At 41.8% G+C, this 12780-nt stretch carries 12 protein-coding genes; 11 read left to right on the top strand and 1 reads right to left on the bottom strand.

Translation table 11 applies throughout. From position 1 onward, the window contains the following. Window positions 1-54: 54 nt before the first annotated feature. The 3 genes from EAE92_RS12695 (at window position 55) to EAE92_RS12705 (ending at window position 2391) form a co-directional block, all read left to right on the top strand. Entirely contained in the window at window positions 55-540 is a 486-nt protein-coding gene (locus EAE92_RS12695; RefSeq protein ID WP_105397158.1) for a C40 family peptidase, read from the top strand. 516 nt (window positions 541-1056) lie between these two features. Beyond that, complete coding sequence (locus EAE92_RS12700; RefSeq protein WP_214068340.1) at window positions 1057-1992, top strand: hypothetical protein; 936 nt, start codon at window positions 1057-1059, stop codon at window positions 1990-1992. Between the two features lie 174 nt (window positions 1993-2166). Next, window positions 2167-2391, top strand: coding sequence for a type II toxin -antitoxin system TacA 1-like antitoxin (locus EAE92_RS12705; RefSeq protein ID WP_246545169.1), 225 nt, complete (start codon window positions 2167-2169; stop codon window positions 2389-2391). A gap of 100 nt (window positions 2392-2491) precedes the next feature. Here the strand turns inward: EAE92_RS12705 and EAE92_RS12710 are convergent, their stop codons facing one another. Beyond that, window positions 2492-2908 carry a flagellar protein FlhE gene (locus tag EAE92_RS12710; protein ID WP_246545170.1) on the bottom strand — a complete coding sequence of 139 codons (417 nt, stop codon included), beginning with the start codon at window positions 2906-2908 and terminating at the stop codon, window positions 2492-2494. Between the two features lie 318 nt (window positions 2909-3226). Between EAE92_RS12710 and EAE92_RS12715 the strand changes: the two genes are divergently transcribed. From EAE92_RS12715 to EAE92_RS12750, 8 genes are all read left to right on the top strand, one after another. Further along, complete coding sequence (locus EAE92_RS12715) at window positions 3227-3970, top strand: ABC transporter ATP-binding protein (protein ID WP_377312141.1); 744 nt, start codon at window positions 3227-3229, stop codon at window positions 3968-3970. Next, complete coding sequence (locus EAE92_RS12720) at window positions 3963-5177, top strand: ABC transporter permease (RefSeq protein WP_246545171.1); 1215 nt, start codon at window positions 3963-3965, stop codon at window positions 5175-5177. Before EAE92_RS12715 ends, EAE92_RS12720 begins: the two co-directional genes overlap by 8 nt. After that, window positions 5170-6648 carry a TolC family protein gene (locus EAE92_RS12725; protein ID WP_214068342.1) on the top strand — a complete coding sequence of 493 codons (1479 nt, stop codon included), beginning with the start codon at window positions 5170-5172 and terminating at the stop codon, window positions 6646-6648. The genes EAE92_RS12720 and EAE92_RS12725 overlap by 8 nt, the downstream gene beginning before the upstream one ends. A 43-nt stretch (window positions 6649-6691) precedes the next feature. After that, window positions 6692-7918 carry an efflux RND transporter periplasmic adaptor subunit gene (locus EAE92_RS12730; protein WP_214068367.1) on the top strand — a complete coding sequence of 409 codons (1227 nt, stop codon included), beginning with the start codon at window positions 6692-6694 and terminating at the stop codon, window positions 7916-7918. 406 nt (window positions 7919-8324) lie between these two features. Next, window positions 8325-8780 carry a hypothetical protein gene (locus EAE92_RS12735; RefSeq protein WP_214068343.1) on the top strand — a complete coding sequence of 152 codons (456 nt, stop codon included), beginning with the start codon at window positions 8325-8327 and terminating at the stop codon, window positions 8778-8780. A gap of 387 nt (window positions 8781-9167) precedes the next feature. Next, window positions 9168-10232 carry a cell division protein ZapE gene (zapE, locus tag EAE92_RS12740; RefSeq protein WP_214068344.1) on the top strand — a complete coding sequence of 355 codons (1065 nt, stop codon included), beginning with the start codon at window positions 9168-9170 and terminating at the stop codon, window positions 10230-10232. A gap of 42 nt (window positions 10233-10274) precedes the next feature. Next, complete coding sequence (locus EAE92_RS12745; protein ID WP_036775912.1) at window positions 10275-11021, top strand: sulfite exporter TauE/SafE family protein; 747 nt, start codon at window positions 10275-10277, stop codon at window positions 11019-11021. A 33-nt stretch (window positions 11022-11054) separates the two neighbouring features. Next, the gene (locus EAE92_RS12750; RefSeq protein ID WP_214068345.1) at window positions 11055-12581 is read left to right on the top strand and encodes a 4-hydroxyphenylacetate 3-hydroxylase family protein; all 1527 of its coding nucleotides are present in this window, start codon (window positions 11055-11057) and stop codon (window positions 12579-12581) included. The last annotated feature ends 199 nt before the right edge of the window (window positions 12582-12780 follow it).

Below are 12780 nucleotides of genomic sequence, written 5' to 3' on the forward strand. Positions count from 1 at the left end.
TATCGAGTGCCGGATAGAGTTAACTTGTTTTGCTGATCTTATGAGGAGGGGGTAATGATAATAAGAACAAAAGAGCTGCTATTGTTGCTCAGTCTGTTACTTATTGGCTGTTCCAGCCACGCCCCCAGGACACCGGCGCCTGAGTTAAAAACGGCGCTTTCTGATCCCATCATGGTAATTGCTCAACTTAAGGAGCAGCTTAATCAATGGCATGGTACGCCATATCATTATGGAGGAATGGATCGTCGGGGAGTAGATTGTTCTGGTTTTGTTTACCGTACTTTCAGTGACCGGTTTGATATTCAGTTACCTCGCACTACCGATGGGCAAATAAAATTAGGCGCCCGTATTGATAAAAGCGATTTAATGCCGGGTGATTTGGTCTTTTTCAGAACAGGTAGTGGCGAGCATGGGTTACATGTTGGCATTTATGATGCCAATAACCAGTTTATTCATGCATCAACCCATAAAGGTGTTACTCGTTCATCTATGAATAATGTTTACTGGAAAAAAGCTTTTTGGCAAGCTCGTAGAATTTAAGGTATATTCGTTAAGGAAGCTTAGAAATAAATAACCAACTCCTTAACATATAGGGAACTGGTTAGAACATCTATCATAGAACTATTTTGTTATTTCTGTTGTAGTGTTATTATAACTTGTAGTAATTAGATGCAATATATATTTTCAGTAAATTTTTTATTCAAAAATAAAATATCATCAATGATAAACACAATAAAAAACATTTTTATTTTTTATGATAAAAAAGACCTGAACATTATTTATCAAGCCGGCTTGTTTTTATGAGTTATATTTTTATTTGCTATATTCTACTAATAAGTGTATTTTTCAAGATGAAATATAATTAACTGATTTGTGAAGAACAATATCAGATTATATTTTAAATTAGAAACAGAAAATTAATATTTAAAACAGTTTTACATTCTCGGATTATAAATATGATTAATTAACCAGATGATTTTTATCTGCCAGAAATTAATTATTATTTTGGCGAAGAGAATAGACCTAATAAATTAAATCATCTCAAGAGGAAAACTGATGACAAATAAACAACCTTATTTACCTGAAATAAAATATTCTCCGTGGGCGCCCAATGATGCGCCATTATTTATCATACTTGGGCAATCCAACAGTTATGGTCATGGAACACAATTACCACAAGGTGAAAAAATTACACAAGGTTTAAAAAACGTATTTACATTATCTCAGCCAGAAGTTTACAGCATTGACTTTCCCGCAATTAACTGGACAGGGCTGACTAGCTTTGGTAATGCCAATATTGGCACTCCTATCGGTTTACCTATTGGCAATCAGGATCATCCAGTCAATGTCGCCAACCGTTTTGCCAAACTTTGGCAAGGCCACATTAACCGGGGTAATGCGCTTAATTTACCTGATCTTTATGTCATTTTAATGGGGTGGGGCGGGCAGGGCATGTATCTGGATAATCCGCCGAATAACCGTTGGGCTCCTGAACGAGATCCCTGTGATGTGGAATCGCTCTATCCGCGTGCGATCAGAACTTTGCGCATGGCGGTCGAATCACTGCGTAAACTAGGTAAAAATCCTCGTATTTTGGCTGTTCATTGGAACCAGTGGGAAGCAGAAACTGAAAGTTTATTGGCGGCACAGGCATCAGAGCAGAATTTTACCCGCATCATTACTGGTATCAGTGATGCTTTGGGTTCTCGCTGTATACCGTGGAGATTGTATTATCCACTTTCGGTTGTATTTGAACCTATTAACACTCGTTATGTACTTGAAGCAATTAACAATGTTATCGCTGATGCTCCCCAATATCGAACGCTAATTGATGCACGGAATTCTCCTGACTATACCGGAAAGGCGCCGGAGTTTGGTGTTTTTCTGCCTGATAGTATTCATTATGATGACAAAACCCAGATATGGTTTGCCCAACAGGAATGGGAATTGATTTTATCTGGTTATAAAGGGGTTCAATTACCGCAGGATTAATTATCTGAGGGAGACTAAGATGGCGGCCGAGGCCGTCGTTATCTATTATCAGGTAGAAAATAATACATTCTTGGATGTTCATATTGTGCCTTTTCGACATACATATTAATGAACGTCTATTTTTTATGCCATAATGGCACCATGTTTATATGGATTAAAAATGCAGATGAAATCATGGCTACTAATACAGAACGCAAAGAGACTCGTTTAGTTGCAAGAATTTCCACAGAGATTCAAGAGATCATACAAATAGCGACTGAACGAACTGAAACCTTACATCTTTCGATGAAGGGGGCTGATGCTTTGTTGGCAGCTTTGGAAAATCCGCCAAAAGCAAACTCTAAGCTGCTTAAAGCGGCAAAGCACTATAAGAATAGGGTGAATGTCTATAATCCTTGAAGAAATCATCTAGTAATTTTCTTAAACCCTACAATATTCAAAGCAAATCAAAATTGCCGCCTATAATACTGACGGCAATCTTTGGAGAGTTATTGAAATGTTATTGCCAACTGACAGTAATTTCTCCGGTTTGACCTGCTATTGGCATAACGTTACCGTTTCCAACACTTAAGGCGAAAAGGAACTGCTGGGCTGGGCTTCTATTATTAAATGCGGCTGTCGACATTCTTCGCGTGCGTGATATATCTACGCAACTGCTGGTATCTCCCTGACAAAGATAAACCGATAAATTCTTAGGCCATCCAACAACGTTCCAAGTCCAAGATACATTGGTAATCTTTCCTGTTGCAGGGGGAGAACCAACAATAGGAACGTTAACAGTTTCTAAGAAATTTTTGGAATACAGTGTGGGCAAAACAACTGAAGAGTGATAGCTGCCACTTGCCGCAGCTACTGTCTGTGAGAACATAGTTAACAATAAAGCGCTACCAATACCAAAGATTTTTTTTAATTTCATAGCCATTACCCCAATATCTGATAATTTTCTATTGCGAGAGCTTTTAGATATACATTTTGATCTCGCGCCCTGTATCTCCTGAATTTTTATAAAAGCATGTACGCAATGCCAAAGTAGGCAGGAGTAATTTGGGGGGATTAACCCTAAAATGCAATGGATGGTTTGAAATTGTGTTAAGTAAATCTAATATATTTTCGCTGTTCGATGTTTGTGCTTGTTACTTAGGCCGTAATCTTTTACAAGAAGATCTTCCCATGATATAAAACCTGCTAAACAACCCAATGGAGTCAGTGATACGTTTAATGGATGTAAAAAACGATGAATAAATCAGACATGACAATCACGACTTCCTCATGTCAGGAAGCCTTGATTCATATGGAAAATATTTGTCGATCTTATCGTATGGGGGAAAAATATTACCCAGTACTTGATAAAATATCATTCACTATCATGCGCGGACAAAGTTGTGCGATTGTCGGCGCTTCCGGCTCGGGTAAAAGTACTCTACTCAATATTCTTGGTTTACTGGATCAACCCACTTCTGGATATTTTCAGTTTAGGGACGTTAATATAACAAATGTTACTCCTAATGAACGGGCGAAAATAAGAAATCAGGAAATTGGTTTCGTGTTTCAGAGTTTCAATTTACTTCCCAGAATGCAGGCGTTAGATAATGTCGCGCTACCATTATTATATCGCGGATATTCTCGTTCTCTAGCTCGGCAGGAGGCGAAATACCAGCTTGAGTTGGTTGGTCTGGCTGGCCGTATTTACCATCGTCCGGCTGATCTCTCCGGGGGGCAGCGGCAACGTGTCGCCATTGCCAGAGCCTTGGTTGGTAAGCCTTCTCTGATTTTGGCGGATGAACCGACAGGCAATCTCGATAGTGCGACGGCGCGAGATATCATGGCGCTTCTTCTGTCATTGAACCGTGAGCAAGGCGTTACGCTGGTCATGGTTACGCATGATGAAACCATAGCCAAAAACATGCGGCGCTGTCTCTATGTTAACAACGGGCGGCTTTCCGAAACCGATCTGTGGCTGGGTAGCCCCGATGCTTAATGTGAATTCTGGGCGCTACGGTTTTTCCTTCACGCAAGCCCTGCGAGAATCACTGGGTAGTCTGCGCCTGCTAGGAAAACGCTCCTTGCTTGCTTTGCTTGGTATTGCAGTCGGATGTGCTTCGGTTATTGCACTTTTAAACATCGGTCATAACGCTGTTAATGAAGCTATCAGCACTTTTAAAAGTATGGGAAGCAATATTTTAGTTGCTCATTTTGCTTTTATTCCCGGTGTCGATGTCAAACCCGCGCCCTCTACGCTGGATACTCAGGCGCTGACTCGTACAATACCGACTATTACACATGCTGCGCCTATCACGTTATATTCGACTCGTGTACGCTTTCACGGGCAAGGAATCGATACGAATATTACCGGTACCTCCTCTGATCTGGCTGCGGTGCTGGATTTACAGATCGAGCAGGGACGTTTTCTATCGGACTATGATCGCCAAACCACCTATGCCGTGCTTGGCGCGGATATTGCCAAACAATTAAAAGTAGCCAATCAACCTATTCGAGTAGGCAGTCAATTGCAAATTGGGGAATATCTGTTTGAAGTGATAGGAATTCTCGCAGCTCAGGGGCCGAACCCTTTACTCCCCGGCTCTATTGATCATTCCATCATACTGCCCATTGAAGCAATGCGACGGTTGCGGTCTGCGCCAGAAATTGGCAGCGTCGTTGCCAGAGCGCGTGACACAACAACGCTAAGCAGTGACGCGGCGTCGCTACGTGACTACCTGGTCTCATTATCAAAAGGTCGTCGTGTCGAAGTTGAGATCCCGAAACAATTGCTTGATGGATTGACCCGTCAGGCGAGGACATTCTCCTATTTGCTCGCGGGCTTAGGGGGAATTTCGTTGCTGGTGGGAGGGGTAGGCGTGATGAATGTCATGCTGATGAATGTTTCGGAGCGCAGGCGTGAAATTGGTGTTCGTATGGCTTTGGGCGCTCGGCCTGTTGATATTGGTATGCTGTTTATGTTGGAGGCTGCCATTCTGTCCATTGCCGGCGCAATGATTGGTTCATTGTTGGGGGTCGCGGCAGGGTACCTATTTGTAAAATTTTCGGGCTGGGTATTTACGTTATCTCTATTCTCTTTGCCTCTGGGTATCGCCAGTTCATTAGTGATCGGTCTGTTTTTCGGTATCAATCCGGCATTAGCGGCGGCCAGATTACAACCTGTAGAGGCGCTTCGCGATGATTAGCCAAGTTTTTCAACGTGCTATTGGCATCATCATTGCCCTGATAATAGCCGCATCTATCAAACAGGCTTTAGCGGAACAGTTGAATCCATCACAGGCAACCATGCCTGCGGCGAAGACAATTTCGCTTAATCAGCAAACTATTGGTCTGACGCTTAGTGATGCAATCTATTTAGGGTTACGAAACAATCGTTCGATTCGCAGCGCTTATCTGGATCGGATTGCGCAGAAATTCGATTTACGCGTTGCTGAGGACCGTTTTACGCCCAAATTGTTGATTAATAGCCGTTATATTGCTGCCCGCAATCAGAGCGATCGTTATCGCCAAAGCGAGATTACCCCCACCTCTACGCTGCTTGGAGAATATGGCACTCGATTTAGTTTGTCTTGGACGAATCGAACGACATGGGCAGACAATGCGGGTCGTAGCCGTAATGATGGTGTTTCATTCTCGGTTATTCAGCCTCTGCTGCGTGGTGCCGGCAAAGATGTGGCGACAGCGCCTGTACGCCTCGCTCAATTGATGGAGCAGACAAATCGTTTGAACCTAAAAACGACGGTATCCCAGACTATCACGCAAATTATCATGGCTTACCGTGAATTGTTGCGTGCTCAAGAACAATTACAAATCGCCCGTGATGCTCTTGAACGTTCGCGTCAATTGCTGGAAGTTAACAAAGCCATGATCTCCGCAGGCAGAATGGCTGCTTTTGAGATTGTCCAGACCGAGGCTGACGTTGCAATGCAGGAACTGTCCGCGGAGGAAGCGGCTAATCAATTGGATACCAGTCGTTTGGAACTACTGCGTTTGCTCGCCTTAGACTTACAAACTCAGGTGAAGGCGACTGATAGATTGGAAGCTAAACGCGTAGATATTAACCTGCTACAGGCGCAGAATTTAGCACAAGAGCAACAACCATCGTATCTTACTCAATTGATTACCGCGGAACAGGCTGCAATTAACCTGACAGTTGCTCGTAACGAACGTTTATGGGATGTCTCTTTGGTTGGTGGAGCCAGCCAGATACGAGATCGAACAGGGTCAAATAGTTCCCGTAATTGGGAAAATTATGCCGGTGTTCAGGTAGAGATACCCATTGGTGATTTGAGTCAGCGTCAGGCGGAAGTGCGGGCGCGGGTTGATGTTCAGAATCAGGACATTCGTCTGGCTGAGGCGAAACAGTCACTGGAACGTAATGTGGGTAATGCGGTGCGCGATATTGGCACGCGTTGGCGTCAATATGAGATCGCACAACGTGCCAGGGATCTCTCCTTGCGCAAGCTAGAAATTGAACGTGAAAAATTGACGGTGGGCCGCTCCAGCAACTTTCAAGTATTGAGCTTTGAAACCGATTTGCGCAATGCCGAGAATGTTCGTCTCAATGCGTTGATCACCTACTTAAACGCACAAGCGGAGTTGGACGAAACATTGGGCACCACGTTAGGGAGTTGGGATATTGCACTTAACGACTAAGATCAAGGGACTTGCCCGTTCCAAATATAAGACGCGTTGGCTGATGACGCTTGCTATTGCATTAGTCATTGGGGCTGCCATTGCTTATGTTTTCCTCTCTTCCTCAACTGATACATCATCACCGCAACGGTGGGTACATGTTGAACCTCAATTACTGGAAAATCGTCTTGGGTTAGTTGGCCGTATTCAGGCGGCAACCAGTTTGACGATCGCCGCGCCATTTGATGGCGTTATTGCCGAAGTGATGGTAACGGAAGGCCAGCGCGTTAAGCGCGGGCAACCGCTGTTGAGTCTTGACACAACACAGTTGGACATTCAGTTGCGGCAGGCGCTCACGGAACTGTTAAAAGCCCAGAAAACTGTACAAGATTTGGTGGGGTGGGAGAACAGTCCCGATGTCGCCAGGGTACGTAGAACTTTAACCAATGCGCAATTCAGTTTGAGTGATACCGAACGCAAGTTAATCGATACTCGGGCTTTGTTCGAGCGTGGCATTGTTCCCCGTATGGAGGTTGATACACTGGAACAGCAGGTTAGAGTCCAACAGCTTGATCTTGCTGCCGCTAAGGCGGAGCTGAGTACTGTTCTTGATAAGGGTACAGGGGAGAATCGCCAGATTGCGGATATGGAATTAGCGAATGCCCAATCGCGTCATCAAGCGCTTCAAACCCAGCAAGCGCAACGTGAATTGATTTCGCCTTTTGATGGCATTGTTATTCGCCCTCAGGTACCGGAATCAGATAAGGGGTTATTTATTCAAAAGGGGACTCGTGTCACTCAGGGAACACCTCTGTTAGGGGTGATTAATTTGGAACAAATTCAGGCGGTGGCGCGTATTGAAGAGGCTGACCTTCATCAAGTATATGAAGGAATGCCGGTTGAGATCACCGGTGATGGTTTTGCCGGGCTATCTCTACAGGGGCAAATTAAAACAATTGGTGTACAGGGGAATTCAAAGGAAATGCAGGGAGCGGGTGTAACCTATGACCTATTAGTGGCGATTGCTCCCCTTACTCCCGAACAGCGGCAGCGTATCCGGCTGAATATGAGTGCGAAACTGGCTATTGTCACCTATCGCAATGAACGTGGATTGGCCGTGCCAGCTGAGGCATTACATACCGGCTCTGATGGACGAACTTTCGTTAACTATCGCCGTGAAGTAAACGCACAAACTCAGCAAATTATAGTGACGCCGGGGCATGCTGTTCCTCAAGGTGTAGAGGTGAGCGGGTTGGAAGCAGGCTATGTTGAAATTGCTGGGCAGAAATAACGGATTTAATCTCATTAATCAGATAACCTAATTGGGATGGAATATCTCATTGTGAAGGTTTATATATTGGCAGTTCATTTGTCACAATATTTAACTTTTTAAATCTGCAATTGATGATCTTTCGTTACCTCCTTTGCGCTACAGCAAAGTAAGATCTCGACCATAACTGTCAATCAAAATGTGAACATGAAGGGCTTCTCCATCCATTTCAAAAAATGCTTAAATCCTACTAATGGCGCATTATATTAAATAAATTCTGCAAAAGTGGTCTATATTATAGAGGCATAAAGTGGAAATTTACTTTATGAGATTGAGTATATATTGTACGTAAAAATAAATTATAGAAAAGAAAGTTGTATTAAAACGCAGTAAGCCAATCTAAACAACATAAAGGAGAGTATCTAACATGTTAGTACGTAAATCGTTGTTGGCCCTGTTTGCAACTGCTTCCTTAACTGCCACAGGTATTGCTTATGCAGGTCCGCCGGTAACAGTTACATTTAAGCATCTTGGTGCGTCTGGTGGCTCGGATGCTGTTTATACCATCATTACTAATAATGAATCCGGTACCTATGTCAACGCGACACCCAAACCTAGTTCGAACGTAGCGCCGGGAGGAGTCAATATTTATCAGGTTCAAAGCCCGCTTTCACCGGACGTAAACTATGCGATGGTGCGATATAAGATAGGGGTTAAGACTTGCGAATTTATGACTACCTTTGTGAACGGATATGTTAATGGCGTTAAAATTCCAAAATGGAATAAAGGAGCAACACCGAGTGGAGGCGCTGTTTGTAACGCAACCATCACTTCTACTAATATTGCTACCTACGCATGGTCAGTTGAATTCACGATGAAGTAGCAGAGGCGAGCCAGATACTTTATGAGATATGTCTGGCTCATCATATTTTCCATTTGGTTTATTGAGAGTGAGATCATATTTTTTCAGTTAATTAATCTTTCCGTTGCATAATTGATGATAACAAGATCCTTAAAAATAACTTGTTACTATTATCAAAAGCCTGTGAATTTATTGAGAAATGTGTCAAAGAACATAGTGGTATGACATTATTATTCCTATGTGATACATATGTGATAGGAATCATAAAAATCATAAAAACAACTTTAGGCTATTGTGCAGTTCCCTTTGTTGGTGTTTATTTATTTTAGGGAATAATTTTCTAAAAATGGACTGCGATTTTATTAGTTTTTATTTTAATAAGTTAAACACTAAGGGTCTGGTTTATATATGGAAAAGCGAGCGAAAGGTATAGAGCTACAACAAGCTATTCAAAAAAAAGCTCAATTTTATAAATACACGCTTGATAAATATCAAATATCTGTCGTCGAGAATATGGTATGTTTAATTAATACGATGCTTCGTCGCTCTTGGTTTAAACGTCCCTGTGTAAAGGGAATTTATATTTGGGGTCCGGTAGGAAGAGGGAAGAGTTTCATACTAGATACTTTTTTCGAGGCGGCGCCTATAAAAAATAAACGTAGAGTCCATTTCCACCATTTCTTTCGTGAACTTCATCAATTAATGAACCTTCAAGCAGGAAAGAAGGATTTAATGGAAGCAACTTTACATACTCAGCTACAAAACTGCCAATTATTGTGTTTCGATGAATTTCATCTGCATGATATTGGAGACGCAATGCTTATTAGCCGGCTTTTAAATTTTATCTTTCAGCGTGGTATAGTCTTAATAACAACTTCAAATTATCCTCCTAATGATTTACTGGCAAATCCCCTTTATCATGAGCGGTTTTTACCTGCTATTCAGTTGATTGAAAAAAATATGAAGATAGTTTCGATGGAGGGAGAAATTGATTATCGATGTCTGGCTGGTAATGATGTCGATCCTTTTTGCCAAGGTGCTTATGTTTGGCCTGGGAATGAAGAACAACGTATTAAGCTGTCTTTGCCAGAACATCTTATGTCGACTATAGATCTAAAAGTTGGCTACCGTATGTTGTCTGTATTATCTGCTGCCAATGGCACAATTCATTTGACTTTCCAAGATCTGTGCAGCAGTCCGACAGCGGTAATGGACTACCTGGCTTTAAGTGAACGCTATCAATGCTGGATTATTGAGGATGTTCCTGAATTAGGTCAGGTCTCCAGCGCTGCTCAACAACGTTTTATTAATGTGGTCGATGTGCTTTATGACCAACGCTGCCAGCTCTTTTTGATCGGCTGTCGCCCACTGGATGATAAAATGTTTGATGGTGTTGAACTGGCGGATATTTCGCGTACACGCAGCCGCCTTAGTCAATTGAAACAATATGGTTTGGGCTGTTCTATAGCGTGAATATGATCTCATTAACCACTTATAAAATAGGCTAAGAAAAAAATGTTGGATGCTTTAACTTACTCAAATTATGCCGTAATAGTCGGTGCTTTGTTGATTGCTTACATTATATTTGGAATTGCTGGTTTTGGTACGGCCTTAATTGCCAGCCCGGTACTAGCGTTATATATTCCGGTGGCTAAAATTGTTCCCTTGCTGGCATTACTAGATATGTTTGCCGCGATCGTTAATGTTAGTCGTGACGGACGTAAAGCCGATTGGAAAGAATTAAAACGCCTTGTTCCATTGATGATTTTCGGTAGCCTTATTGGTGCGGCGATATTACTTAAAACTAAACCTGAAATATTATTGCTTGCCTTAGGTGTATTTGTTGTTCTCTATTCTGTCTACTCTTTGAGTGGCTTAAAACCAAATCGGAATTTCTCATCGACTGCTTCGTTCCCTTTCGGATTAATTGGCGGCGTATTCAGTGCATTATTTGGTAGCGGTGGTTTTCTATATGCTATTTATCTAAGCGGGCGGATTGAAAATAAAGAGGCTATGCGTATCACTCAAACAACGCTTATTGGTCTCAGTACATTAACGCGAGTAGTAATTTTTGGTTTAGCTGGCGTATATTTCGATACTGATTTAATTTTGTTGGTGTTGGTACTTGCTCCTGGCATGTTAGTTGGTATTACATTTGGTCGGTATATTACGTTGAGAATGTCGCGTGAGCAATTCTTGAAACTGGTTAATATTGTAGTATTAGTTTCTGGTGTGATGTTAATAGTTAAATATTTTTATTAATACTCAAGATAGAGAGTTATAAGGAGTAATAGTATGGCAAGTGTTGATAAGAATGAAATGATGACCGGTGAAGAATATCTTAGTAGCTTAGATGATGGGCGTGATGTATTAATATATGGGCAAAAAGTGCGTAATGTTACGACACATAAGGCATTCCGTAATAGTGCTTATTCGATATCTAGACTCTATGACGCGTTACATAATTCAGATTCTCAGGAGATATTAACCGATATTGATCCTGACGGCTATCGAACGCATCGGTATTTCATGCCGTCCAAGTCCGCTAAGGATTTATTAAAAGCACGAGATGCCATAGCACATTGGGCAAAATTAACCTATGGATTTATGGGAAGAACACCAGATTATAAAGCAGGGTTTACGGCTACGTTGCGTTCGACTCCTGAAATATATGGCTCGTTTAGTGATAACGCTCTATCCTGGTATCGTAAAAGTGCGCGGAAGGTACTATTTCTTAACCACGTATTAGTTAATCCCCCTGTTGGCAGGGCTAAGAATGTTTCAGATATGAGAGATATTTATTTGCATGTCGAAAAGGAAACTGATGCGGGAATCATTGTCAAAGGGGTAAAAATGGTTGCGACGAGTGCGGCAATTTCAAATGCTACCTTTGTTGCACAAAACAGCGCCACCCATTATGAGAAGGGCAGGGAAGAGGATTTTGCTCTATGTCTTATAGTGCCAATGAATTCTCCCAATCTAAAAATAATATGTAGAAAATCTTATGAGTCGTCGGCATTAAGCCCGTTTGATAATCCTTTATCGAGTCGTTTTGACGAAAATGATTCCGTCTTGATTTTCAATAATGTTTTTGTTCCGTGGGAAAATGTATTGATTTATCGAGATATAGAGAGAGCACGAAATTTCTATTCAGTATCTGGTTTTCTTAATCGTTACCCTTTGCAGTCAGGTACAAGATTGGCCGTTAAAATGGATCTGATATGTGGGCTATTTGCTAATGTTTTGAAATCCAATGGTTCAGATCAATTCAGAGGAGTCAGGAGCCATTTGGCTGATATTGTTGCTATACGCAACCTAATGTGGTCGTTAACAGAAAATCTTTGTCAAAATCCCGAAAAAAGAGACGACGGTTCTGTAATACCTAAATTGGATGTGGCCACAACGGTGAGATATTTCAGCACTCAAGTCATGTCACAGTTAAAACCTATATTCAACACGATATTGGGAGGCTCGCCTATTATGCAAGTTTCAAGTTGGTTGGATATTGAAAATACGGAGGTTAGGCCACTGATTGATTGCTATTATCAGGGTACTAACCAATCTGCTATTGAACGCCAGAAACTCATTAAACTTCTTTGGGATGCATTAGGGAGTGAGTTCGCCGGGCGTCATGAACTATATGAACATAATTATGCTGGTAATCATGAACAAATTCGCCTTGATATGCTGAAACATTGTGAAGCCACTGGAATAATGGATCAATGTAATGATTTAGTGAATAAATGTTTATCTGACTATGATTTGAATGGTTGGGTAGATAACGGTTGGCGCTTTGAACCTAATAATATAGAAACATTATAGTCATATTATTTAAATCGTATTTCTATCAGCATTATTACACTATTTAAACTCCTATTATACCCTATGGATTTCAAGTTGCATCGCGACGGCAAGGGAGCGAATCCCCGGGAGCATAGATAACTATGTGACCGGGGTGAGTGAGCGCAGCCAACAAAGAGGCAGCTTGAAAGATAACGGGTATATATTAATGGTGGAGGTT

Origin of the sequence: Photorhabdus hainanensis, assembly GCF_018448965.1 — a bacterium.
Taxonomy (GTDB): Bacteria; Pseudomonadota; Gammaproteobacteria; order Enterobacterales; family Enterobacteriaceae; genus Photorhabdus; species Photorhabdus akhurstii.